General features: G+C 53.2%; 22 protein-coding genes. 7 read left to right on the forward strand and 15 right to left on the reverse strand.

Features of this window, described 5'->3' with window-relative positions; all coding sequences use genetic code 11:
* Window positions 1-44: 44 nt before the first annotated feature.
* Together alr and dnaB are read right to left on the reverse strand one after the other, a co-directional pair.
* Window positions 45-1,124: an alanine racemase gene (gene alr, locus OGV52_RS01405; protein ID WP_016155354.1), complete on the reverse strand. Its 1,080-nt coding sequence runs from the start codon at window positions 1,122-1,124 to the stop codon at window positions 45-47.
* Between the two features lie 47 nt (window positions 1,125-1,171).
* Window positions 1,172-2,587 (reverse strand): replicative DNA helicase, encoded by a 1,416-nt coding sequence (dnaB, locus tag OGV52_RS01410; protein ID WP_003826610.1) that lies wholly within the window; start codon window positions 2,585-2,587, stop codon window positions 1,172-1,174.
* Window positions 2,588-2,651: 64 nt separating this feature from the next.
* Here dnaB and OGV52_RS01415 point away from each other — a divergent pair, with 64 nt between their 5' ends.
* The gene (locus tag OGV52_RS01415; protein WP_016155445.1) at window positions 2,652-3,635 is read left to right on the forward strand and encodes a quinone oxidoreductase; all 984 of its coding nucleotides are present in this window, start codon (window positions 2,652-2,654) and stop codon (window positions 3,633-3,635) included.
* Between the two features lie 232 nt (window positions 3,636-3,867).
* Here OGV52_RS01415 and pspG read toward each other — a convergent pair whose 3' ends face one another.
* The 3 genes from pspG to OGV52_RS01430 form a co-directional block, all read right to left on the reverse strand.
* Window positions 3,868-4,110, reverse strand: a complete 243-nt coding sequence (gene pspG, locus OGV52_RS01420; RefSeq protein WP_016155352.1) for an envelope stress response protein PspG — start codon at window positions 4,108-4,110, stop codon at window positions 3,868-3,870.
* A 133-nt stretch (window positions 4,111-4,243) separates the two neighbouring features.
* Window positions 4,244-5,242, reverse strand: coding sequence for a tRNA dihydrouridine(20/20a) synthase DusA (dusA, locus tag OGV52_RS01425; protein WP_287107972.1), 999 nt, complete (start codon window positions 5,240-5,242; stop codon window positions 4,244-4,246).
* Window positions 5,243-5,349: 107 nt separating this feature from the next.
* Window positions 5,350-5,838 (reverse strand): cupin domain-containing protein, encoded by a 489-nt coding sequence (locus OGV52_RS01430; protein WP_016155350.1) that lies wholly within the window; start codon window positions 5,836-5,838, stop codon window positions 5,350-5,352.
* A 115-nt stretch (window positions 5,839-5,953) separates the two neighbouring features.
* Between OGV52_RS01430 and zur the strand changes: the two genes are divergently transcribed.
* A complete protein-coding gene (zur, locus tag OGV52_RS01435) occupies window positions 5,954-6,472 on the forward strand; it encodes a zinc uptake transcriptional repressor Zur (RefSeq protein ID WP_003031709.1) in 519 nt (172 codons plus the stop codon).
* Between the two features lie 48 nt (window positions 6,473-6,520).
* On the opposite strand, the gene OGV52_RS01440 is transcribed toward zur, so the two are convergent.
* The 4 genes from OGV52_RS01440 to OGV52_RS01455 form a co-directional block, all read right to left on the reverse strand.
* A complete protein-coding gene (locus OGV52_RS01440) occupies window positions 6,521-6,730 on the reverse strand; it encodes a CsbD family protein (protein WP_019077869.1) in 210 nt (69 codons plus the stop codon).
* Window positions 6,731-6,865: 135 nt separating this feature from the next.
* The gene (gene dinF / locus OGV52_RS01445) at window positions 6,866-8,185 is read right to left on the reverse strand and encodes an MATE family efflux transporter DinF (protein ID WP_103767231.1); all 1,320 of its coding nucleotides are present in this window, start codon (window positions 8,183-8,185) and stop codon (window positions 6,866-6,868) included.
* A gap of 134 nt (window positions 8,186-8,319) precedes the next feature.
* On the reverse strand, window positions 8,320-8,928 hold the full coding sequence (lexA, locus tag OGV52_RS01450; protein WP_003826596.1) for a transcriptional repressor LexA: 609 nt from the start codon (window positions 8,926-8,928) through the stop codon (window positions 8,320-8,322).
* A gap of 109 nt (window positions 8,929-9,037) precedes the next feature.
* Window positions 9,038-9,406 (reverse strand): diacylglycerol kinase, encoded by a 369-nt coding sequence (locus tag OGV52_RS01455; RefSeq protein ID WP_003826594.1) that lies wholly within the window; start codon window positions 9,404-9,406, stop codon window positions 9,038-9,040.
* A 171-nt stretch (window positions 9,407-9,577) separates the two neighbouring features.
* On the opposite strand from OGV52_RS01455, the gene plsB reads away from it, so the two are divergent.
* Window positions 9,578-11,998, forward strand: coding sequence for a glycerol-3-phosphate 1-O-acyltransferase PlsB (plsB, locus tag OGV52_RS01460; RefSeq protein WP_016155442.1), 2,421 nt, complete (start codon window positions 9,578-9,580; stop codon window positions 11,996-11,998).
* Window positions 11,999-12,058: 60 nt separating this feature from the next.
* On the opposite strand, the gene ubiA is transcribed toward plsB, so the two are convergent.
* The 5 genes from ubiA to malK all read right to left on the reverse strand — a co-directional run bounded on the left by ubiA (window position 12,059) and on the right by malK (window position 17,328).
* A complete protein-coding gene (gene ubiA / locus OGV52_RS01465) occupies window positions 12,059-12,931 on the reverse strand; it encodes a 4-hydroxybenzoate octaprenyltransferase (protein WP_003826589.1) in 873 nt (290 codons plus the stop codon).
* A gap of 13 nt (window positions 12,932-12,944) precedes the next feature.
* Window positions 12,945-13,442 carry a chorismate lyase gene (gene ubiC / locus OGV52_RS01470; protein ID WP_016155346.1) on the reverse strand — a complete coding sequence of 166 codons (498 nt, stop codon included), beginning with the start codon at window positions 13,440-13,442 and terminating at the stop codon, window positions 12,945-12,947.
* A 180-nt stretch (window positions 13,443-13,622) separates the two neighbouring features.
* Window positions 13,623-14,570: a maltose operon protein MalM gene (gene malM, locus OGV52_RS01475; protein ID WP_200052334.1), complete on the reverse strand. Its 948-nt coding sequence runs from the start codon at window positions 14,568-14,570 to the stop codon at window positions 13,623-13,625.
* Window positions 14,571-14,683: 113 nt separating this feature from the next.
* On the reverse strand, window positions 14,684-16,042 hold the full coding sequence (locus OGV52_RS01480; RefSeq protein WP_016155344.1) for a maltoporin: 1,359 nt from the start codon (window positions 16,040-16,042) through the stop codon (window positions 14,684-14,686).
* A 176-nt stretch (window positions 16,043-16,218) separates the two neighbouring features.
* The gene (gene malK, locus OGV52_RS01485; protein ID WP_016155343.1) at window positions 16,219-17,328 is read right to left on the reverse strand and encodes a maltose/maltodextrin ABC transporter ATP-binding protein MalK; all 1,110 of its coding nucleotides are present in this window, start codon (window positions 17,326-17,328) and stop codon (window positions 16,219-16,221) included.
* A gap of 359 nt (window positions 17,329-17,687) precedes the next feature.
* Between malK and malE the strand changes: the two genes are divergently transcribed.
* From malE to xylE, 4 genes are all read left to right on the forward strand, one after another.
* On the forward strand, window positions 17,688-18,878 hold the full coding sequence (gene malE / locus OGV52_RS01490) for a maltose/maltodextrin ABC transporter substrate-binding protein MalE (RefSeq protein ID WP_200052333.1): 1,191 nt from the start codon (window positions 17,688-17,690) through the stop codon (window positions 18,876-18,878).
* Between the two features lie 187 nt (window positions 18,879-19,065).
* Window positions 19,066-20,610 (forward strand): maltose ABC transporter permease MalF, encoded by a 1,545-nt coding sequence (malF, locus tag OGV52_RS01495; protein WP_141876097.1) that lies wholly within the window; start codon window positions 19,066-19,068, stop codon window positions 20,608-20,610.
* Window positions 20,611-20,624: 14 nt separating this feature from the next.
* Entirely contained in the window at window positions 20,625-21,515 is an 891-nt protein-coding gene (gene malG, locus OGV52_RS01500; protein ID WP_016155340.1) for a maltose ABC transporter permease MalG, read from the forward strand.
* Between the two features lie 324 nt (window positions 21,516-21,839).
* Window positions 21,840-23,315, forward strand: coding sequence for a D-xylose transporter XylE (xylE, locus tag OGV52_RS01505; RefSeq protein ID WP_047499539.1), 1,476 nt, complete (start codon window positions 21,840-21,842; stop codon window positions 23,313-23,315).
* Between the two features lie 45 nt (window positions 23,316-23,360).
* Here the strand turns inward: xylE and psiE are convergent, their stop codons facing one another.
* Window positions 23,361-23,771 (reverse strand): phosphate-starvation-inducible protein PsiE, encoded by a 411-nt coding sequence (gene psiE / locus OGV52_RS01510; RefSeq protein WP_003031674.1) that lies wholly within the window; start codon window positions 23,769-23,771, stop codon window positions 23,361-23,363.
* Between the last annotated feature and the right edge of the window lie 42 nt (window positions 23,772-23,813).

Raw genomic sequence — 23,813 nt, forward strand, 5'->3', positions numbered from 1 at the left:
TTGCCGGATGGCGGCGTAACCGCCTTATCCGGCACATCATGAACTTAATCGATATACTTCATTGCCACCCTTGAGGTCAGGCGCGTGATAAGTTCGTAAGCACTTACTTTCGTCATTTCAGCAATGCGTTCAACGGGCAGGCCTTCACCCCACAGGATAACCGAATCGCCGGCTTTATCCTGCGCCTCGGGACCTAAATCGACGCAAATCATATCCATCGCGACGCGACCGACGATCGGCACTTCACGGCCATTGACCAGTACCGGTGTCCCAGACGGCGCTGCGCGCGGATAACCATCGCCATAGCCCATCGCCACCACGCCCAGACGCGTGTCGCGCTCGCTCAGCCAGGTTCCACCATAGCCAACCGGCTCGCCCGCTTTGTGTTCACGCACCGCAATCAGGCTGGAAGTGAGCGACATCACCGGCTGGCAGCCAAAATCGGCACCGATAGAGTGGTTTTCCAACGGCGATACGCCATACAGAATCAGCCCCGGACGCGCCCAGTCGAAGTGAGACTGCGGCCACAGCAGAATACCTCCCGACGCGGCGATCGAACGCTGACCCGGTTTACCTGCGCAAAAGCTATTGAAGATATCGAGCTGCTTTTCGGTCGCGCCGCACTCAGGCTCGTCCGCACGCGCAAAGTGGCTGACGATATTGACCGGCTGGCGGACGTTTTCACATTGCGTCAAGCGCTGATAAAACGCCTCGGCCTGCTCCGGACGCACGCCCAGACGGTGCATTCCCGTGTCGAGCTTCATCCAGACGGTGACCGGTTCAGCCAGTACCGCGGCTTCCAGAGCTTCAAGCTGCTCCTGGTTGTGGACGGCAGTATGCAGACGCTGCGCGGAGATAGTCGGCAGATCGGAAGCATCAAAAAATCCTTCCAGCAGCAGGATGGGCTGCGTGATCCCTCCCGCTCGCAACCGCAGGGCTTCTTCAAGACGAGCGACACCAAAAGCGTCCGCATCGGGGAGCGTTCGCGCGGTCTCTAACAGACCATGGCCGTAAGCGTTCGCTTTCACGACCGCAACCAGTTTACTGGCTGGAGCCAGTTCACGCAGACGTTGCAGGTTGTGTCGCAGAGCGCGGCGGTTAATGACTACAGTTGCCGCTTGCATTTGTATTCCTTGATAAGTATTTGCTTGAGTAACCTGATTCAGTGTTGTTATTCGTCGTCGTACTGCGGGCCAGCATAGTTATCGAAGCGCGACCACTGACCGTTAAACGTCAGGCGCACCGTACCGATCGGGCCGTTACGCTGTTTACCGATAATGATCTCGGCGATGCCTTTCAAGTCGCTGTTTTCGTGATAAACCTCATCACGATAGATAAACATGATTAAGTCGGCATCCTGCTCGATGGAGCCGGACTCACGCAGATCCGAGTTGACCGGACGCTTATCGGCGCGTTGTTCCAGAGAGCGGTTAAGCTGCGACAGCGCCACCACCGGCACATGCAGTTCTTTCGCTAACGCTTTCAGCGAGCGGGAAATTTCAGCAATTTCCAGCGTACGGTTGTCGGAGAGCGACGGCACGCGCATCAGCTGCAGGTAGTCGATCATGATAAGTCCGATACCACCGTGTTCGCGGGCGATACGACGGGCACGCGAGCGCACTTCCGTTGGCGTCAGGCCGGAGGAGTCATCAATATAGATGTTTCGTTTCTCCAGCAAAATACCCATTGTTCCGGAAATTCGCGCCCAGTCTTCATCATCCAGTTGACCGGTACGGATTTTGGTTTGGTCTACACGTGAGAGTGAGGCCAGGGAACGCATCATGATCTGTTCTGAGGGCATTTCAAGACTAAAGATAAGAACCGGCTTATCTTGCAGCATCGCCGCATTTTCGACGAGGTTCATTGCAAATGTCGTTTTACCCATCGACGGACGCGCGGCGACGATAATTAAGTCTGACGGCTGCAAACCAGCAGTCTTTTTATTGAGGTCGTCATAACCGGTGTTGACCCCGGTGACACCGTCGTGTGGCTGCTGGAACAGCTGTTCGATACGCGCGACGGTAGCGTCGAGCACATCGGTAATATTTTTCGGACCTTCGTCTTTATTGGCGCGACTTTCAGCAATTTTAAAGACACGGGATTCCGCGAGGTCCAGCAGATCTTCACTGGAACGGCCTTGCGGATCAAACCCAGCTTCCGCGATCTCGTTCGCCACCGAAATCATGTCACGAACAACGGCACGTTCGCGGACAATATCCGCATAGGCACTAATGTTCGCTGCACTTGGCGTATTTTTAGATAACTCAGCCAGGTAAGCAAAACCGCCGACGCTGTCCAGTTGCCCCTGAACTTCCAGCGATTCTGCAAGCGTGATCAGATCGATGGGTTTTCCCATCTCCTGCAGGCGATGCATTTCGGTGAAGATGTGCCGGTGCGGTCGGGTATAAAAATCTTCCGCCACCACACGCTCAGCCACATCGTCCCAGCGCTCGTTATCCAGCATTAAACCGCCCAACACCGACTGTTCCGCTTCAATCGAGTGCGGCGGTACTTTCAGCCCGGCGACCTGGGGATCGCGCTCACGAGCATCAGTCTGTTGTTTGTTGAAGGGTTTATTTCCTGCCATAGTGAATGGAGTTACCGAGATAATGATTGGGTCGAAAGATTACCACATTTCTTTTGGAGGAAGCATGGCAACACGTATTGAATTTCACAAGCATGGTGGCCCTGATGTACTCAAGGCAGTGGAGTTTACGCCCGTAGACCCGGCGGAAAATGAAATCCAGGTCGAGAACAAAGCGATTGGGATCAACTATATCGACACCTATATCCGCAGTGGTCTTTATCCGCCGCCTTCTCTGCCCAGCGGTCTGGGTACCGAAGCCGCAGGCGTGGTCAGTAAAGTCGGTAGCAAAGTGACGCACATTAAAGCCGGCGATCGCGTGGTTTACGCTCAGTCTCCCCTGGGCGCCTACAGCTCAGTGCATAACGTCCCGGCGGATAAAACCGCTATTTTGCCCAACGCTATCTCGTTTGAACAAGCTGCAGCCTCATTTCTTAAAGGGCTCACCGTTTTTTATCTGTTGCGTAAGACCTATGAAATTCAGCCCGATGAACCATTTTTGTTTCATGCGGCTGCAGGCGGCGTCGGTATGATTGCCTGCCAGTGGGCAAAAGCATTGGGTGCGAAGCTGATTGGCACCGTCGGTAATGCGCAAAAAGCGCAAATTGCGCTGCAGGCCGGCGCATGGCAGGTCATTAACTATCGTGAAGAGAGCATTGTAGAACGTGTAAAAGAGATCACTGGCGGTAAAAAAGTGCGGGTGGTGTATGACTCGGTGGGGAAAGATACCTGGGAAGCCTCACTGGATTGCCTGCAGCGCCGGGGGCTCATGGTCAGCTTTGGTAATGCTTCCGGACCGGTGACTGGCGTTAACTTAGGCATTCTGAATCAGAAAGGTTCGCTGTACGTGACTCGCCCTTCACTCCAGGGTTACATCACCAACCACCATGAATTAACCGAAGCCAGCAATGAGCTTTTCTCGCTGATTGCCAGCGGAGTGATCAAAGTGGATGTCGCACCGGGCCAGACGTTCGCACTGCACGACGCGCAGCGTGCTCATGAAGTGCTGGAAAGCCGGGCCACACAGGGGTCGAGTTTGCTGATCCCGTAACGCCCTCATTTCCGCTAAATAATTCAAGCCGCCAACAAACCTGCGGTTTGAATTATGAAGGGGGAAGAAAGAATTAGGGCTTCCCGTAGGAAGCCCTTTCTTTTTTTAGTTCGGCTGTATGTAGGGTACAGCTCGATGAATTCGTTAACCTGGCAATAGTGACAGATTTGATAATCAATTCCTATTTGCTTCTAAAGGCAATGTTGCAGGTTGTGACACACCGCTCAATACCTTAGTAAAATCGGCGGTTATTGCGCTGATACTGTGGGACTTTTGGCGCTTTTATCGCCTTGATAACCCACACCACGGCAACGGCCAATAACAGCCAGGGCAACAGTTTAATCATCAACGCAAATAGTCCGCCCAAAAACATCACCACAGTGGCTACCACCAATGCGGCCAGCACTCCCAGCAAAGATACGCCGGTGACCATCAGCATGATAAAAAATCCAATCACAAAAAGTAGTTCCAGCATGGCTCTCTCCCGAAATGAAATACTCTCCACAGCTTTACAAGAAACATGCCAAAATTAATATATTGATTTATAAAGCAAATGCCCCGCGACGAAGCGCAGGGCGTGGTGAAATTCACTAACTTTTGGCGAAAACTTAACGTTTGTCTGCCACCAGCTTCAGCGCATGTTCCAGAACCTCAATATCTGCCCCGGCTTTATGCGCATTTTCGCTCAGATAGCGACGCCACTGCCGTGCCCCTGGAATCCCCTGAAACAGTCCCAGCATATGGCGCGTGACATGCCCCAAATAGGTTCCTTTACTCAGTTCACGCTCAATATACGGATACATCGCACGCACTACGGCGACCGGATCGGCATCTTCGCTAGTGACAGCAAAAATCTCGCTGTCAACGGACGCCAGAATGCCTGGGTTTTGATAAGCTTCGCGCCCCACCATCACGCCATCCATATGTTGCAGATGGATTTTCGCTTCTTCCAGCGATTTTATGCCACCGTTGATCGACATCGTCAGATGCGGAAAATCGCGCTTTAGCTGATAAACACGGTCATAATCCAGCGGTGGGATTTCGCGGTTTTCTTTCGGGCTTAACCCGGACAACCAGGCCTTACGGGCGTGGATGATAAACATCTCACATTCACCGTTACCGGAGACCGTGTTGATGAAATCGCACAGGAATTCGTAGCTGTCCTGGTCATCAATACCGATACGGGTTTTCACCGTTACCGGAATCGATACCACATCGCGCATCGCTTTGACGCAATCAGCGACCAGTTGCGCATTTCCCATCAGACAGGCACCAAACATTCCATTCTGTACACGATCGGAAGGGCAACCCACGTTGAGGTTAATTTCGTCATAGCCCCGTTGTTCAGCAAGCTTTGCGCACTGCGCCAGCGCAGCCGGATCGCTCCCGCCCAGTTGCAAAGCGACCGGATGTTCTTCTTCGCTATACGCCAGATAATCGCCTTTACCATGAATGATCGCGCCGGTGGTTACCATCTCCGTGTAGAGCAGCGTCTGGCTGGACAGTAAGCGCAAAAAGTAGCGGCAATGTCTGTCCGTCCAGTCGAGCATCGGCGCGATAGAAAAACGATGAGCGGGAAAAGCGGTAGACTGAGATTCAGGCAGCATGGCGAATATTCAAGCATCCGGTTAAAAAAGGGGCGCTACTATAGCATAGACCGTTACGATAGTGAGCCACATCCTCGCGGTTCCCCCTCCCTGCTCCCCGACAAGCGCTATTTACGCCCCGGTTTTCCGTCGTGAGATCCAAAAAACTGCGGCGGATGGTCGACCCAACGGTCCTCACGCGTGGCGGCATAAACCGGATTAAGCGGATAATAAATACGATTGTATTTTTTGTTCGCCTCACCCACGACCAGCAGACGTACCTCTTCACTGGTGTTATTGATAAAGGTGTGACACACGCCGGTGCCCGCCGGGAAACCGACGCTGTCGCCCGGTTCCAGCTTCCATAAATAACCGTTAATCCAGGCTTCAGGATATCCTTCCAGCACATAGATAAACTCTTCCTCATCACTTTCAGCGTGCGGATACGAGGTGCGTCGGCCCGGCGGCAGGCGCTCATGATGAATGCCGAGTCGCCCTAACCCCAGCTTGCGGGCAAGCGGCGCGCCTATGGAAAACAGCTCATCGCTGTCGGGATAGGTGGAGTCATCAGCCCCCTCAACTTCACGCCAGTGACGAATACAATCGGGTCTTTTCATGATTATTTTCCAGTATTGCGATGGGTCAGGTATAGCACACCGTGGTGGATCTCGGTGTTTTAAACAGAACATGTTAAAGTAAGGGATTAACCTTGCACGCAAATCGAGGCGCCAAATGGACAAAACCACCACGCAGGAGTTATTGGCTCAAGCTGAAAAACTCTGTGCGCAACGCAACGTACGGCTTACGCCACAACGCCTCGAAGTGCTGCGCCTGATGAGCCTGCAGGAAGGCGCAATCAGCGCTTACGACCTACTTGACCTGTTGCGGGAAACCGAGCCGCAGGCCAAGCCGCCGACCGTGTATCGTGCGCTCGATTTTCTGCTGGAACAAGGGTTTGTGCACAAGGTGGAATCCACCAACAGCTATGTGCTTTGCCATCTGTTCGATCAGCCAACTCACAGTTCCGCAATGTTCATTTGCGATCGCTGTGGTGTGGTAAAAGAAGAGTGCGCGGAAGGCGTGGAAGACATCATGCATACGCTGGCAGCAAAAATGGGCTTTGCCCTGCGACATAACGTTATTGAAGCCCATGGACTGTGCCCGGCCTGTGTGGAGGTTGAGTCATGTCGTCACCCTGGCGAATGCCAGCATGACCATACGATTCAGGTGAAGAAAAAAGTTGGGCGTTAAGCGGGTGGGAGAGCGTACATCCTTGTACTCTCAGGAGGGAAGGGTTAATTACCAGCGGTAATCATTACGTTTTTCCCAATCGGTCACTTCTTTCTCCGCCTGATCTTTCGCGTAACCGTAACGCTCCTGGACTTTACCGACCAGTTGGTCACGCTTACCTTCAATGACCGTCATATCATCATCGGTCAGTTTGCCCCATTGCTCTTTCACTTTACCTTTAAACTGCTTCCAGTTACCGCCGACTTCGTCTTTATTCATCATCAAGTCCTCATCGTTAGGTTGTGAATAGCGAGAGTGCCATGTCCAGACACATGCTGTTTTTGCTGGACGTGAGAATAAGTGTAGTCAGGGATTCTGGGTTTTATTTACTATTCGGAATTTTTAACCATCCGCTCAGGCAAACCAGGTTCCATTACGCCAGTGACGCCGCCAGATAAAGGCCAGGGAAAGCCCACGCAGCGCGAGAAAAACGGTTAACGCCAGCCACAAACCATGATTTCCCAGCAACGGTAAAGCCAGTAGCGTTAATGCGAATCCTGCTGCGGCAACGGCCATACTGTTGCGCATTTCTGCAGCCCGTGTCGCTCCAATAAACATACCGTCGAGCAGATAACACCACACCCCCACCAGCGGCAAAACCACCTGCCAGAAAAGATAGCGATCGGCCAACTGTTGGATTTGCGGCAGCGAGGTCAGCAGCGCAACAATCTGCTCGCCAAACAGGGCATAAACCAGCGAAAACAGAATAGCCACAATACCGGACTGTCGACAGGCCGCCCGCCAGACATCAAGCAACTGGCTGCCATCCCTCGCCCCATAGGCCTGACCCGAATGCGCTTCCACAGCATAGGCAAATCCATCCAGCGCGTAGGCGGTAAACGTCAGCAGAGTCATCAGAACGGCGTTAACCGCGATGATGTCGCCTCCCAAACGCGCGCCAAGAACCGTAATGGCCCCAAAGCAGAGCTGTAGCAGCAGAGAACGCAGCATGATATCGCGGTTGAGCGCCAGCAAACGACGGAAGTTACCACGCCACGCCAGCTTCAACATTGCCAGCGAAATTCCACGCATATGCAGGACTTTGCGTACCATCATCAGGCCAATCAGCAGCGTGGCATATTCGGCAATCACCGTCGCCAACGCCGCCCCCTGCACGTTCATATGCAGGCCCATTACCAGCCATAAATCGAGCACAATGTTGAGAATATTGCCGACAATCAAAAGGATAACTGGCGCGCGCGCATACTGAACGCCAAGCAACCAGCCGAGCAGCACCAAATTCGCCAGCGACGCGGGTGCGCTTAACCAGCGGATTTCCAGGAAGCGTCGGGCCTGCTCCAGTACCGCCTCACTTCCGCCGACAATATGCAGAGCCAGATCGATAATCGGCGTCCGAAACAGTGCGATAAGCAGCCCCGCCCCCAGCGCCAGCAATAGCGGCTGCACCAACGCGCGCGCCAGCGCCTGCGGATTTTTCGCGCCAAATGCCTGCGCGGTAAGGCCGGTGGTACTCATGCGCAAAAAAAGCAGCAGCATAAAGAGAAAGCTGGTCGCCGTGGCGCCAACAGCAACGCCGCCAAGATAGACCGGACTGTCCAGATGACCAATCACCGCGGTGTCCACCAGTCCCAACAGGGGAACGGTGATATTGGAGAAGATCATCGGTAAGGCGAGGTGCCAGAGTGCTTTATCAGAAGAGGTAAAGAAAGGCATACAGGAGAGCCTGAGAAGAAGTTAGATATACTGAAAAAAGATGCTGTGTAGGCCCGGTAAGCGTAGCGCCACCGGGCAAGTTGCCGGATAGCGACGTAAACGTCTTACCCGGGCTACAGGGAATCAACAGAAAATTACAGCCATTCACCATTACGAATGACGCCTACCGCCAACCCTTCAATAGTGAAGTTTTGCTCGCGCAGGTCGACAACAATAGGTTTAAATTCGCTGTTTTCAGGCAGGAGCTCAACCTTGTTGCCCTGCTTTTTCAGACGCTTGACGGTGACTTCGTCATCGATACGGGCAACAACGACCTGACCGTTACGCACATCCTGAGTTTTATGCACAGCCAGTAAATCACCGTCCATAATACCGATGTCTTTCATCGACATACCGCTAACGCGCAGCAGAAAATCGGCGTTCGGTTTGAACAGTGAAGGATCGACCTGATAGTGGCCTTCGATGTGCTGCTGCGCCAGCAGTGGCTCGCCTGCCGCTACGCGTCCGACAAGCGGTAACCCTTCTTCTTCTTCCTGCAGCAGTCGAATACCGCGCGATGCGCCGGATACAATTTCAAGGACGCCTTTACGCGCAAGCGCTTTCAGGTGTTCTTCAGCGGCGTTTGGGGAACGGAACCCCAAACGCTGCGCGATCTCCGCACGCGTCGGTGGCATACCTGTCTGGCTGATGTGATCCCTAATGAGATCAAACACCTCTTGCTGCCTGGCCGTTAACGCTTTCATTCCGCCCCCTGGGTGTATATACAGTTATGCTGTGAGTATATACAGCTAAAGGTGATTTTGGAACCGCAAACTGCACAAAAAACAGGAGATTTATGCAGTTGTGGAATCTTTATCGCAAATGCGACCACAACAGGATGCCCCAGGTGATCAGAGCGACAAAAATAGACAGCAATACCGCCGCCGAGCCCATATCTTTCGCCCGACCGGAAAGTTCGTGATACTCAGAGCCAATACGGTCAACCACCGCCTCAATCGCACTGTTGAGGATTTCAACGATCATCACCAGCATCACGGAACCAATCAACAGCACGCGGGTAATGGCGTCGACGTCCAGCCAGCAGGCGATGGCTACGCCCAACAGTACGGCAACGCTTTCCTGGCGGAATGCCGCCTCATTGATCCATGCGGCGCGAAAACCTTTCCAGGAATAGCCTGCAGCTTTGATAATTCGGGTGAATCCAGTGGTATTATTGGCCATCAAAAAGAACCTTTTTACATTATTAGCGTCAATGTCATTGTAACGTTACCCCGTTTGTTTCAGGGTGTGGCAAAGCAGCGCGAAGTATGACCGGATACACCAGAAATTCACTAAACTTTCTGATATCCTTGCAGCGCATTTGCATTATTAACCAGAGGCTTTACATCGTTTATGTCCGGCTGGCCACGAATTTACTACAAATTACTGAATTTACCATTAAGCGTCCTGGTAAAAAGCAAGTCTATTCCGGCAGAACCTGCCCCGGAATTGGGGCTCGATACTTCGCGTCCCATTATGTACGTCCTACCGTACAATTCAAAAGCAGACTTGCTGACGCTGCGTGCCCAATGTCTGGTGCACGATCTCCCGGATCCCCTGGAACCGCTGGAGATAGACGGAACTCTGCTGCCGCGCTACGTGTTTATTCACGGCGGCCCGCGCGTGTTCACCTATTACACGCCGAAAGAAGAGTCCATTAAGCTGTTCCATAACTATCTCGACTTGCATCGCAGCAATCCAGACCTGGATGTGCAAATGGTGCCGGTTTCGGTGATGTTTGGCCGCGCGCCTGGGCGTGAAAAAGGCGAGGTCAATCCGCCGCTGCGCATGCTGAACGGCGTACAGAAATTCTTTGCTGTGTCCTGGCTGGGTCGCGACAGTTTTGTCCGCTTCTCCCCATCGGTCTCCCTGCGTCGCATGGCGGACGAACACGGTACGGATAAAATCATCGCTCAGAAGCTGGCTCGCGTGGCGCGCATGCACTTTGCTCGTCAGCGTCTGGCCGCAGTCGGCCCGCGCCTCCCTGCCCGCCAGGACCTGTTCAATAAGCTGCTGGCCTCAAAAGCTATCGCTCGCGCGGTAGAAGATGAAGCGCGCAGTAAAAAAATCTCCCACGAAAAAGCGCAGCAAAATGCCATTGCGCTGATGGAAGAGATTGCCGCCAACTTCTCCTACGAGATGATTCGTCTGACAGACCGTATTCTGGGCTTTACCTGGAACCGTCTGTATCAGGGGATTAACGTTCACAATGCGGAGCGTGTACGTCAGTTGGCGCACGATGGGCACGAAATCGTCTATGTTCCGTGCCACCGCAGCCATATGGACTATATGCTGCTGTCGTACGTTCTGTACCACCAGGGGCTGGTTCCGCCGCACATCGCTGCCGGTATCAACCTGAACTTCTGGCCAGCAGGTCCGATTTTCCGTCGTCTGGGCGCGTTCTTTATTCGTCGTACCTTCAAGGGCAACAAGCTCTATTCCACCGTTTTCCGCGAATACCTGGGCGAGCTGTTCAGCCGCGGCTACTCGGTTGAATACTTTGTCGAAGGAGGCCGTTCACGTACCGGGCGTCTGCTCGACCCGAAAACCGGCACGCTGTCGATGACCATTCAGGCGATGCTGCGCGGCGGTACGCGTCCGATTACCCTCGTACCCATCTACATCGGCTACGAGCACGTAATGGAAGTAGGCACGTACGCGAAAGAGCTGCGTGGCGCGACGAAAGAGAAAGAGAGTTTGCCGCAAATGCTGCGTGGCTTGAGCAAGCTGCGTAATCTGGGTCAGGGTTATGTCAACTTTGGCGAACCGATGCCATTGATGACTTACCTCAACCAGCATGTACCGGAGTGGCGTGAATCGATCGATCCTATCGAGTCCATCCGTCCGGCCTGGCTGACGCCGACGGTGAATAGCATTGCCGCCGATCTGATGGTACGCATTAACAATGCAGGCGCGGCCAATGCCATGAACCTGTGCTGTACCGCGCTGTTGGCCTCCCGCCAGCGCTCTCTGACCCGTGAGCAACTGACTGAACAGCTCGACTGCTATCTGAGTCTGCTGCGCAACGTGCCGTATGCGGCGGATTGTACGGTTCCTGCGCAGAGCGCCAGTGAATTGATCGACCATGCCTTACAGATGAATAAGTTTGAGGTCGAGAAAGACACCATCGGTGACATCATCATTCTGCCGCGCGAGCAGGCGGTATTGATGACGTATTACCGCAACAACATTGCGCATATGCTGGTTCTGCCTTCGTTGATGGCAGCCATTGTGACTCAGCATCGTCGTATTTCTCGCGCCGCGCTACAGCAGCATATTGATGCGCTGTACCCGATGCTGAAAGCAGAGCTGTTCTTACGTTGGGAGCGTGATGAACTCGCCGGAGTGATTGACGAACTGGCCAGCGAAATGCAGCGCCAGGGACTGATCGCCCTGAACGATGACGAACTGCATATCAATCCGGCCCGCTCTCGTACGCTACAGCTGTTGGCGGCGGGTGCTCGCGAGACGTTGCAACGCTACGCCATTACCTTCTGGCTGCTGAGCGCGAACCCGTCTATCAACCGTGGCACGCTGGAGAAAGAGAGCCGCACCGTGGCGCAACGCCTCTCCGTACTGCACGGCATTAACGCGCCGGAATTCTTCGATAAAGCCGTGTTCAGCTCTCTGGTGCTGACGCTGCGTGACGAGGGATTCATCAGCGATACCGGAGATGCCGAACCGGAAGAGACGATGAAGATCTATCAGATGTTGGCCGAACTGGTCACGTCAGATGTGCGTCTGACCATTGAGAGCGCCACACAGGGCGAGTAAGCATAAAAAAACCGGTCGAAATGAAATGACCGGTTTTTTATTTTGCAGGCTAAGCCAAACTCAAAAATGCCAGTAGCTCATCGCCAGCCCTAAGAACAGCACCAGACCGACGTAGTTATTGTTCATAAACGCTTTAAAACAGGCATCACGCTCGCGATTGACGATCAGTTTCTGCTGATATACAAACAGCGCGCCAGCCACCAGCAGAGACCAGTAATAACCCAGTCCCAGCCCGTTTAACCAACCCACCAGCGCCATCAGCACCAGTACGCCCACCTGCAGGATACCAATGATCAGCTTGTCGTTTTGACCGAACAGAATCGCGGTCGATTTAATGCCGATCTTCAGGTCATCATCGCGGTCAACCATCGCATACTGCGTGTCGTAGGCCACCGCCCAGAGAATATTGGCGAGGAACATCAGCCAGCAGCTCAGCGGTACGGACTCGCTCACGGCGGCGAACGCCATCGGGATCGACCAGCCAAACGCCGCCCCCAGCACCACCTGCGGCAGGTGCGTATAGCGCTTCATGAACGGGTAAACCCACGCCAGCGCTAACGCCGCAACGGACAACAAAATGGTCATCGTGTTGAGCGTCAAAACCAGCAGGAAGGCCAGCAGTACCAATACGACGAACAGCGTTCGGGCCTCTTTTTCAGTGACGGCCCCGCTCGGCAACGGGCGATTTGCGGTGCGTTTAACGTGTCCGTCAAATTTCCTGTCGGCATAATCATTCACCACGCAGCCGGCAGCGCGCATTAACCAAACGCCAGCAACAAAAACCGCCAGGATCCACAATTGCGGCATGCCTGGGGTTGCCACCCACAATGCCCACAGCGTAGGCCAGAGCAGCAGTAAGGCACCGATTGGCTTATCCGTACGCATCAAGCGGTGAAATGCCAGCAGCTTATTCTGCGTCAGACTCCACTCCATCTTTATCTTCCTCTCAGTACAACGGCGATGCAGGTAGAAAAAGCTCGGTAAGCATCAGCGGCTTACCGCTCAGCCGCAGGCGGGAACGGCGCCCCCACAGCGCTGCATCGCGGCCAATCTCAATAAAATCTCGGGTCAATGTCGATGATGTAAACAGGTAACGTCCGAGCGGGGTTTTCCCCAGATTTTGTAAGGCCAGCTCAGGGCCGCACAAGGTTGATTCAGGCACCACGGTCCGCCCGGCAAGCCAGGGTTCACCATCCGCACATAACAGGATTTCACGTAACCAATAACGGGACTCTTTAGGCAGCAGCGGCAGCTCTTCAGGCACCTCATTTTGCCCAACGAATGCTTCGCGAATCAACGTTACGGTGACCTGTTTTCCCTGCTGCTCAAAACGTTTAGTCATGGAATCTTCCAGTAACAACCAGTCGAGCAGTTGGGCGTCCAGCGCCGGGATCGCATCAAAATAACGCAGCGCACGCAGTTGCGTTAACGCAGGGTGTGGCATGCCTTACTCTCCGATTTATAACTTGAAGGCATTGTATCGCAGAAAATGCATTACGGGGTGAGCAAACACAATTAAGTGATCGCCAGAGCAACATAAGTGTAACAATTAGCACCGAAGGATAAAAAAAGGTGCGCCAGGAGACGCACCAGTTGTTGCAAAATCAACAATGCGGGGCGATGTTTACCCCTTGCCTTTTACACTGCTGATAAAGGTGGATCGGGCAGATTTGGATCCCAGACGCTCAGCTTCATCAAGCAGCTTCAGCGCTTTATCGACATCGCCTTTCGCAACGGCATCCTTAATGCCCTGGTTAAAATAACTTTCCGTGTCGTTCAGCATCGGCTCACTTTTCTTCACCGGTTGTGCCGCTGGAGCAGCAACGGCTGCTGCCGGAGCCGCATAGGTCACCGCAGGCGCGGCGGTATTGCCCACCGTGACAGGACCAGGGCCGGATGAGCCAAACAGCGGCCCGACCAGAACACTGGAGGAGGAGCTGGTTTTGACTTTCAGTTTCAATAAACCGTCGGTGGTATGACGGGCGATCGGGTCTGGAATATCCGGAATAGCGTTACCTACGCCCTTGGCATAGGCTTTTGCCGGGTCAAGCAGGGTTGTGGTCTGCTGGAGATCTTTATCAGTGGTAAAGACCAAAACATAGAGTTTTTGCTGACCCAGCGCTGGCGTCAGACGCATTACCCCTTCCAGACGATCGGCACTCATCACGCCGGGCTCCTGGTAGGTAAAATAGCTGCTGGGGAAGAACGCAGATGGCGTCATGTTTTGGTCAAGAATTAATACGTTTGGCGCAAATACGCTGGTTTGTTTATTCACTTCACTGGACAGCGTCAGGGTGAGCTCGCCAATATTCGCCGGGACGCTATACGCAGCGACCGGGCCAGTAATACCGGCGACATCCAGACGCTGACCCGCTGTCGCAAGCGGCGAAGACTGGGTTTTGGATTGATCAACAGGCGTCCAGGTTAACTGCTGCAGCGCCGCAGTGGGAATAGATGGGGCCGCGGTGGTGTTCTGCGGAACAATATTCACATCGGCCAGGCTGATGCCAGGAGCGCTGGCAAATAACCCTGCAGATAAACAAAGGGCAACGAGACTTTTCTTCATTTTCATTGTTATCACCTCAGATAGCATGGGTTCAGCGGTGGCCAGGCAATAGCGCGCTAAACCGTAATCAAGAGGGGCTTGCGCCCCTCTTTCGGTCTTTACGTCAGGTTAGTGCTGAATTACCACCAGATTTCCATCTGGGCACCGAAGGACCACTCATCGTTGTCGCCACGGCTGGTTGTGCTGAGGCCAGAGTTCGTTGCCGCTGCGAATTTGGTTACGTCGTTACCATTTTTGATGTAACCCCACTCTTCATCCCATTTTGCATAGGTTGCGAAGACGCGGATTGCCGGACGAGACCAGATGCTGTCACCCGCCTGCCATTGTTGGGCCAGGGTGATTTTGTACTGGCTGTTGCGATCGCTGGTCTGCTGAGATTTGACGTTGTCGTAACCGACTTCCAGCAGGGTGCTCATGATTGGCGTCCATTTATACATCGGGCGAATACCGACGGTGTACCATTCGGTCCCCAGGTCGTTATCCATGTCGAGGTTCTGGTACATACCGACGTACATCAGGTCCCACTTGTCGCCCAAGGAGATTGCACCGTGGTCCAGCACGCGGAACAGGCTACCGTTGTTATTCACAACGTTGTTGGCATAGTTGGTTTTAACGCCAGTAACGGGATCTTCAATGGTCGTAGTGGAAGAACCATAAGAACCCTGGTTCAGGCCTTTGCCCTGGGTGGTCATGGAATCTGTGGCGTACTGAACGACAAACTTGTTGTAGCCCTTCAGCATGCTCTGGGTATGTTCAGCGGTGAACATCCAACCATCTTTAGATGCGCCGTCCGCCAGCCTGTAATCATCGGTGGTATTCGCGCGACCATAGTCAACGCCCAGTTCCAACATCCCATCCGGGTTAGTTGCCAACTGCGCTAAACGAACGTCAAAGACATCGTTCGCGGTGTCTTTGGTACGATCATAGATATTCTGGCTGCTGAAAGCGTATGAACCACCCGCTTCCTGTGAACGGCTCGCTGCCAAAGACAGTTTACCGAAGCCCAGATCGATGTTTTCAATACCGGCGCCAGGACCTGAAATATCCCAGTAGTAGAAGTCGATCATGTGTACGTCATGACGCTGGTAGAAGCGCTTACCGGCCCAGATAGTGGAGCCTGGCAGCCATTCGATCAGGTTTTTACCCTGCACGTTTGCTTCACGGAATGCCGGGTCTGTGCCTTCCCAGTCATTCTGCTGTGCGACGGAGTAAGCAACGTTGGTGTCGAAGTAGAAGCTCTTATCGCCTTCTTTCCACACTTCCTGACCTAATTTGATTTCCGCATAGGTTTCACATTCGTTACCGAGACGGTATTTACTTTGTGCACCGGTTGCCTGGAAACACTGTTGTTCACCGCCACTCCCTGTCCAGCCAATACCGGAACGAGCGTAACCGTGGAAATCTACAGCCATTGCCTGAACAGACATAATGCCTGCTGCTACAGCAACCGCCAGAGGGAGTTTGCGCAGAGTAATCATCGTTCTATCTCCTGAGATCATTGCTTTTCTTTAAACGCGTCCCCCTTCGGGCTGCCTCTTTGTTGGCTGCGTTCTTTCACCCCAGTCGCGTACTCTTTGTACACTCCCGGGGATTCATTTACTTGCCGCCTCGATGTAGCTTCGAATGGCTTTGCGTTTCGTTTTTTATGGGGACCTTAAACGCCCGGCTCTTGATGCAACCGACGACATGCAGTGCCATCCTCACGGAACAGATGGCAACGCTCTGGCGGCAGGCCGATGGCGAATGTGGCACCCTCTTCTACCAACACCACGTCGTTCTGGCGGTAAACCAGGTTTTGACGGATGGCGGGGATCTGGATATGAATTTGAGTTTCGTGACCAAGCTGCTCGACCACCTGCACTTCACCTTCGAGGGTGACATCGGCGATATCGCTGGGCAGCAGATGTTCCGGGCGGATACCTAAAGACATGTTGGCACCAACCTGTACCGCATGGCTGTCCACTGGTAGCCATATTTGCTGGCGGTTGGGCAGTTCAACCTGCACCTGATCGATGGCCGTCCCGGTGACTTTCACCGGCAGGAAGTTCATCTTCGGCGAGCCAATAAACCCGGCAACAAAGCGGTCAGCCGGATAGTGGTATAGCTCCAGCGGTTTGCCGACCTGCGCCACGCGACCAGCATCCAGCACCACAATTTTGTCGGCCAGCGTCATCGCTTCGACCTGATCGTGGGTGACGTAAATCATCGTGCGGCCAAGACGTTTATGCAGACGGGAGATTTCAATTCGCATTTGCACACGCAGAGCGGCGTCGAGGTTCGACAGCGGTTCATCCAGCAGGAATACGCGCGGCTCGGCAACCAGCGTTCGGCCAATCGCCACACGCTGACGTTGCCCGCCGGAAAGCGCTTTCGGTTTACGCTCCAGCAGGTGCGCAAGTTGCAGAACTTCCGCGACCTGATTCACGCGCTGATTCATCACCTCTTTTTTTGCGCCAGCCAGTTTGAGGCCAAACGACATGTTTTCTGCGACGGATAAATGGGGATACAACGCGTAGGACTGAAAGACCATGCCCACGCCGCGTTCGGCGGGGGGAATGTCGTTCATCCGGGTCTCCCCGATAAACAGGTCGCCACTGGTGATGGTTTCAAGTCCGGCGATCATACGCAGCAAGGTCGACTTACCGCAGCCTGACGGTCCGACAAACACCACGAATTCCCCTTCGTGAATGTCGAGATTGATATCTTTCGATACCACCACGTCACCCCAGGCTTTCGTTACATTTCGCAGCTGTACGCTCGCCATGCCCTTCTCCCTTCGTTACAACCTGTCATCGACAGCAACATTCATGATGGGCTGACTATGCGTGATCCCTTGACTGCGTGAATCCTCCACCCCCGGCTTTTTTATGGGGGAGGAGGCGGGAGGATGAGAGAACAGCGTCTGAGACCCGGGCCGTACGCCGCGGAGGAATTTCGTGATGCAGCCTGCAAAAATCAGTGGGTTTTTATGTGCGCCAGTACGCAATACTCACATTTATGTAACACAGATCACATAAAGAGCGGGTGGGGCGTAGGGGTAAGGAGGATGGAAAGAGGTTGTCGTATAAAGAAACTAGTAACCGTTAAGCCACCTCTGCAAAATCACCAAACAGGATGGGAACTATGAAAATCAAAACTGGCGCATGCATCCTCGCATTGTCTGCATTAACGACGATGATGTTTTCCGCCTCGGCTCTCGCCAAGATTGAAGAAGGTAAGCTGGTTATCTGGATTAACGGCGACAAAGGCTATAACGGCCTCGCTGAAGTGGGCAAAAAATTCGAGAAAGACACCGGTATCAAAGTCACCATTGAGCACCCGGACAAACTGGAAGAGAAGTTCCCACAGGTTGCCGCGACTGGCGACGGCCCGGACATCATCTTCTGGGCACATGACCGTTTTGGCGGCTACGCTCAGTCTGGCCTGCTGGCTGAAATCACCCCAGATAAAGCGTTCCAGGACAAACTCTATCCGTTCACCTGGGATGCCGTACGCTATAACGGCAAACTGATTGCCTACCCGATCGCGGTTGAAGCGCTGTCGTTGATTTATAACAAAGACCTCGTTCCGAACCCGCCAAAAACCTGGGAAGAAATTCCTGCACTGGATAAAGAACTGAAGGCGAAAGGAAAATCCGCGCTGATGTTCAACCTGCAAGAACCGTACTTCACCTGGCCGCTGATTGCCGCCGACGGCGGTTACGCGTTCAAGTTTGAAAACGGCAAGTACGACGTGAAAGACGTGGGCGTGGACAACGCGGGCGCAAAAGCGGGTCTGACCTTCCTGGTTGATCTGATCAAGAACAAACACATGAACGCGGATACCGATTACTCCATCGCCGAAGCGGCCTTTAACAAAGGTGACACCGCGATGACCATCAACGGTCCGTGGGCGTGGTCCAACATCGATAAGAGCAAGGTGAATTACGGCGTTGCCCTGCTGCCAACCTTCAAGGGTAAACCGTCCAAACCGTTCGTGGGCGTTCTGAGCGCAGGTATCAACGCTGCCAGCCCGAACAAAGAACTGGCAAAAGAGTTCCTCGAAAACTACCTGCTGACCGATCAGGGTCTGGATGAAGTGAATAAGGACAAACCGCTGGGCGCGGTTGCGCTGAAATCCTTCCAGGATCAGTTAGCGAAAGACCCGCGTATCGCGGCCACCATGGATAACGCCCAGAAAGGCGAGATCATGCCGAACATCCCGCAGATGTCCGCATTCTGGTATGCCGTTCGTACCGCAGTGATCAACGCTGCCAGCGGCCGTCAGACCGTCGATGCCGCGCTGAAAGATGCACAAGGTCGTATCACCAAGTAATACGGTTTCCCTTATTTCTTAGGGAATCAGGTTTATTGAATACGTTGTTACGCGAAATCATTCGCGCTACATCGAGGCGGCAAGGAGGCAAATCCCCAGGAGCTTACATAAGTAAGTGACTGGGGTGAGCTTCCGCAGCCAACAAAGAGGTAGTGCGAAGGATAAAGCGTAAAGAGGATTGATCCCCATGGATGTCATTAAAAAGAAACACTGGTGGCAAAGCGACCGGCTGAAATGGTCAGTGATGGGTCTGCTTGGGCTGCTGGTCGGTTACCTTGTTGTTTTGATGTATGCTCAGGGGGAGTACCTGTTTGCCATCATGACGCTGATTTTAAGCTCTGCTGGCCTGTATATTTTTGCTAACCGTAAAGCCTACGCCTGGCGCTATGTTTACCCAGGCGTTGCAGGGATGGGGCTGTTTGTCCTGTTTCCGCTAATTTGTACTATCGCAATTGCCTTTACCAACTACAGCAGCACCAACCAACTGACCTTTGAACGTGCTCAGGAAGTCCTGATGGACCGTTCTTATCAGGCGGGGAAAACCTACAACTTCGGCCTGTATCCGGCGGGTACGGAGTGGCAACTGGCCCTCACCGACGGTGAAACTGGCAAGAATTATCTCTCCGACGCCTTTAAATTTGGCGGCGAACAGAAACTGCAGTTGAAAGAAGCCGAAGCGCTGCCAACGGGCGAACGTGCGACGCTGCGTGTCATTACGCAAAATCGCCAGGCGTTAACCCAACTCACCGCCATCCTGCCGGATGAAAGCAAAGTGATTATGAGTTCACTGCGCCAGTTTTCCGGCACGCAGCCACTCTATACGCTCGCTGATGACGGCACGCTTACCAACAGCCAAAGCGGCGTAAAATACCGCGCCAACAACGATATTGGTTATTATCAGGCAATTAACGCTGACGGTAGCTGGGGTAACGAAAAACTCAGCCCAGGCTATACCGTAGCCATCGGTTGGGACAACTTCGCCCGCGTATTTACCGACGAAGGCATTCAGAAACCGTTCTTCGCCATCTTTGTCTGGACGGTGGTCTTCTCCGTTCTGACCGTGATCCTCACCGTGGCCGTGGGGATGGTACTGGCCTGTCTCGTACAGTGGGAGTCTCTCAAAGGCAAAGCGATTTACCGTGTCCTGCTGATTCTGCCGTATGCCGTACCGTCGTTTATTTCGATTCTGATTTTCAAAGGGCTGTTCAACCAGAGCTTCGGTGAAATCAACATGATGCTGAGCGCGCTGTTTGGCATCAAACCGGCCTGGTTCAGCGACCCAACCACCGCGCGTTCGATGATTATTATCGTCAACACCTGGCTTGGTTACCCGTACATGATGATCCTGTGCATGGGTCTGCTTAAAGCGATCCCTGACGACCTGTATGAAGCGTCGGCGATGGATGGTGCAGGTCCGTTCCAGAACTTCTTTAAGATTACGTTGCCGCTGCTGATTAAGCCGCTGACGCCGCTGATGATCGCCAGCTTCGCCTTTAACTTTAACAACTTCGTGCTGATTCAACTGTTGACCAACGGTGGTCCAGACCGTCTTGGTACCACCACGCCAGCAGGCTATACCGACCTGCTCGTGAGCTACACCTACCGTATCGCCTTCGAAGGCGGCGGTGGTCAGGACTTCGGTCTGGCGGCGGCGATTGCCACGCTGATCTTCCTGCTGGTCGGTGCGCTGGCCATCGTGAACCTGAAAGCCACGCGTATGAAGTTTGATTAAGGGAGACAACGAACATGGCTATGGTACAACCCAAATCTCAGAAACTGCGTCTCTTAACAACGCACTTGCTGCTGCTGATTTTCATTGCAGCGATCATGTTCCCGCTGCTGATGGTTATCGCTATCTCGCTGCGTGAAGGTAACTTTGCCACCGGCAGCCTGATCCCGGAAAACATCTCCTGGGAACACTGGAAACTGGCGCTGGGCTTTAGCGTTGAGCATGCGGATGGCCGCGTGACGCCGCCGCCGTTCCCGGTGCTGTTATGGCTGTGGAACTCGGTAAAAGTAGCCACCATTACCGCGATCGGTATCGTGACGCTTTCCACCACCTGCGCTTACGCCTTTGCCCGTATGCGTTTCCCGGGCAAAGCAACCCTGCTGAAAGGGATGCTGATATTCCAGATGTTCCCGGCGGTGCTGTCTCTGGTCGCGTTGTACGCTTTGTTTGACCGCCTGGGCCAGTACATTCCGTTTATTGGTCTGAACACTCACGGCGGCGTGATCTTCGCCTATCTCGGCGGTATTGCGCTGCATGTGTGGACGATTAAGGGCTATTTCGAAACCATCGACGGTTCGCTGGAAGAAGCGGCCGCGCTGGATGGCGCAACGCCGTGGCAGGCATTCCGCCTGGTGTTGCTACCGCTTTCCGTTCCGATTCTGGCGGTCGTGTTTATTCTGTCTTTCATTGCCGCGATTACCGAAGTACCGGTCGCATCACTGCTGCTGCGTGATGTGAACAGCTATACCCTTGCGGTAGGTATGCAGCAGTACCTCAATCCACAGAACTATTTGTGGGGCGACTTTGCCGCCGCAGCTGTACTTTCAGCCATTCCGATCACTCTGGTGTTCCTGCTGGCACAGCGCTGGCTGGTCAACGGACTGACGGCGGGTGGTGTGAAAGGTTAAGTTTTACCGAAGTAACTGCCCGGCAACGGGCAATGCCACTGCAACCCTCAACTTATGTTATCCCAACCTGTGACTGTTATTCGGCGCTCTACGGAGCGCCCTTTTTTTATGTTATTTTGCATTACGCTTACGATTATTTCCTTTCGTGCCCCCCATCACTGCAAATCAATTTTTCGCCTGAAACTCGACAAATTAAACAGAATTAAGATCACAGAAAAGACAAAACATAATTGCAATGTAAAAAATGATAATTGTCTTCCCTGCCTGTTAAATTCACCATCACCGCACTGATCAAAAGAGCTGTACCCTTTAAGGCAGGTCTGAATGAACACTCAATATAATTCCAGTTATATTTTTTCGATTACATTAGTCGCAACATTAGGAGGGCTATTATTCGGCTATGACACGGCTGTCATTTCCGGAACGGTAGAATCCTTAAATACCGTATTTGTCGCCCCACAACACTTAAGTGAATCCGCTGCCAACTCGCTGTTAGGTTTTTGCGTCGCCAGTGCGTTGATTGGTTGCATCATCGGCGGCGCGCTGGGCGGCTATTGCAGTAACCGGTTTGGTCGTCGGGACTCGCTGAAAATCGCCGCCCTGCTGTTCTTTATTTCCGGCATTGGATCCGCCTGGCCAGAATTAGGCTTTACGACGATTAATCCAGATAACGCGGTACCTGTTTATTTAGCCGGATACGTTCCCGAATTTGTTATTTATCGCATCATTGGTGGTATTGGGGTAGGTTTAGCCTCAATGCTCTCACCAATGTATATTGCTGAACTGGCACCCGCACATATTCGTGGGAAACTGGTGTCATTTAACCAGTTCGCCATTATTTTTGGTCAACTATTGGTGTATTGCGTTAACTATTTTATCGCTCGTTCAGGTGACGCTAACTGGCTGAATACTGATGGCTGGCGATATATGTTTGCGTCCGAAAGTATTCCCGCTCTGCTATTTTTACTGCTGCTGTATACCGTACCAGAAAGCCCACGCTGGCTGATGGCGCGTGGTAGACATGAACAAGCGGAAGGTATTCTGCGCAAAATTATGGGGAGCACCCTCGCCGCCCAGGCCATACAGGAGATCAATCAGTCTCTGGAACATGGTCGTAAAACCGGCGGTCGACTGCTGATGTTTGGCGCAGGCGTTATCGTCATCGGCGTGATGCTGTCTATCTTCCAGCAATTCGTCGGTATTAACGTCGTGCTCTACTATGCCCCGGAAGTGTTTAAAACGCTGGGAGCCAGCACTGACGTGGCGCTGTTGCAGACCATTATTGTTGGCGTGATCAACCTAAGCTTTACCGTATTGGCGATCATGACGGTGGATAAATTTGGTCGCAAACCGCTGCAGATTATTGGCGCCTTAGGCATGGCCATCGGTATGTTCAGCCTCGGAACCGCCTTTTATACCCAGGCTTCCGGGCTGGTTGCGTTACTGTCGATGCTGTTTTATGTCGCCGCATTCGCCATGTCCTGGGGACCGGTTTGTTGGGTGCTGCTGGCCGAAATCTTCCCCAATGCAATTCGTGGCAAAGCGCTCGCCATTGCGGTTGCCGCGCAATGGCTGGCGAACTACTTCGTTTCCTGGACTTTCCCGATGATGGACAAAAATTCGTGGCTGATTTCCCATTTCCACAACGGTTTCTCCTACTGGATTTACGGTTGTATGGGCATTCTGGCCGCGCTGTTTATGTGGAAGTTTGTGCCGGAAACCAAAGGCAAAACGCTGGAAGAACTTGAAGAGCTGTGGGAGCCCGCAGCGGAGAAAACCCAGCCGGCCTCTGCGCAGTAATTCTTACCCAAAACACGCCGCAGCCTAATTGCGGCGTGTTGTCTTTTACTCTCGCTTCAGCCGTTTGGAATTACACAGCCACAGGGTGATCACCAGCAGCAGGATCGCCGCAGAATAGATCAGCACATCCATCGGCGCTTTATGATCGACAATGATCAGCCGCACAATCGCAGTGATCCCGATATAGACAAAGTAGCGCAGCGGAAAGTGAAAACCTGACTGAAAGTACTTCACAATCAGCGCGATAAATTCAAAGTAGAGAAAGTAAACCACCAGCCCTTCCACCAGTTCATATTTGCTGGTTTGTTCCGGCGCGAACAGCACATCCGCCAGATGCAACGTTTCTTTCCCGAGGAATACGACCAGGATCAGGCCCAGACTCAGCAACCCCAGATTCAACACGGTCTGTAAAATAGTGGAGATAAACTCCACGCGCGGACGAGATAGCGACGTCATAACAGCACCTCTTACTCAGTGGCGAGGTTCCTGTATAACGCA

The organism is Citrobacter sp. Cb041, assembly GCF_030336655.1.
Classification (GTDB): Bacteria; Pseudomonadota; Gammaproteobacteria; order Enterobacterales; family Enterobacteriaceae; genus Citrobacter; species Citrobacter braakii.

Excerpts from the sequence above, each read along its gene's own strand:
- lexA (WP_003826596.1), bottom strand. The coding sequence starts at position 8,928 with ATGAAAGCGTTAACGGCCAGGCAGCAAGAGGTGTTTGATCTCATTAGG.
- psiE (WP_003031674.1), bottom strand. The coding sequence starts at position 23,771 with ATGACGTCGCTATCTCGTCCGCGCGTGGAGTTTATCTCCACTATTTTA.
- OGV52_RS01455 (WP_003826594.1), bottom strand. The coding sequence starts at position 9,406 with ATGGCCAATAATACCACTGGATTCACCCGAATTATCAAAGCTGCAGGC.
- ubiA (WP_003826589.1), bottom strand. The coding sequence starts at position 12,931 with ATGGAGTGGAGTCTGACGCAGAATAAGCTGCTGGCATTTCACCGCTTG.
- malF (WP_141876097.1), top strand. The coding sequence starts at position 19,066 with ATGGATGTCATTAAAAAGAAACACTGGTGGCAAAGCGACCGGCTGAAA.
- malK (WP_016155343.1), bottom strand. The coding sequence starts at position 17,328 with ATGGCGAGCGTACAGCTGCGAAATGTAACGAAAGCCTGGGGTGACGTG.
- zur (WP_003031709.1), top strand. The coding sequence starts at position 5,954 with ATGGACAAAACCACCACGCAGGAGTTATTGGCTCAAGCTGAAAAACTC.
- plsB (WP_016155442.1), top strand. The coding sequence starts at position 9,578 with ATGTCCGGCTGGCCACGAATTTACTACAAATTACTGAATTTACCATTA.
- dnaB (WP_003826610.1), bottom strand. The coding sequence starts at position 2,587 with ATGGCAGGAAATAAACCCTTCAACAAACAACAGACTGATGCTCGTGAG.
- ubiC (WP_016155346.1), bottom strand. The coding sequence starts at position 13,442 with ATGCCACACCCTGCGTTAACGCAACTGCGTGCGCTGCGTTATTTTGAT.
- OGV52_RS01440 (WP_019077869.1), bottom strand. The coding sequence starts at position 6,730 with ATGAATAAAGACGAAGTCGGCGGTAACTGGAAGCAGTTTAAAGGTAAA.
- OGV52_RS01430 (WP_016155350.1), bottom strand. The coding sequence starts at position 5,838 with ATGAAAAGACCCGATTGTATTCGTCACTGGCGTGAAGTTGAGGGGGCT.
- OGV52_RS01415 (WP_016155445.1), top strand. The coding sequence starts at position 2,652 with ATGGCAACACGTATTGAATTTCACAAGCATGGTGGCCCTGATGTACTC.
- malE (WP_200052333.1), top strand. The coding sequence starts at position 17,688 with ATGAAAATCAAAACTGGCGCATGCATCCTCGCATTGTCTGCATTAACG.
- OGV52_RS01480 (WP_016155344.1), bottom strand. The coding sequence starts at position 16,042 with ATGATTACTCTGCGCAAACTCCCTCTGGCGGTTGCTGTAGCAGCAGGC.
- dusA (WP_287107972.1), bottom strand. The coding sequence starts at position 5,242 with ATGCTGCCTGAATCTCAGTCTACCGCTTTTCCCGCTCATCGTTTTTCT.
- xylE (WP_047499539.1), top strand. The coding sequence starts at position 21,840 with ATGAACACTCAATATAATTCCAGTTATATTTTTTCGATTACATTAGTC.
- malM (WP_200052334.1), bottom strand. The coding sequence starts at position 14,570 with ATGAAAATGAAGAAAAGTCTCGTTGCCCTTTGTTTATCTGCAGGGTTA.
- malG (WP_016155340.1), top strand. The coding sequence starts at position 20,625 with ATGGCTATGGTACAACCCAAATCTCAGAAACTGCGTCTCTTAACAACG.
- alr (WP_016155354.1), bottom strand. The coding sequence starts at position 1,124 with ATGCAAGCGGCAACTGTAGTCATTAACCGCCGCGCTCTGCGACACAAC.
- dinF (WP_103767231.1), bottom strand. The coding sequence starts at position 8,185 with ATGCCTTTCTTTACCTCTTCTGATAAAGCACTCTGGCACCTCGCCTTA.
- pspG (WP_016155352.1), bottom strand. The coding sequence starts at position 4,110 with ATGCTGGAACTACTTTTTGTGATTGGATTTTTTATCATGCTGATGGTC.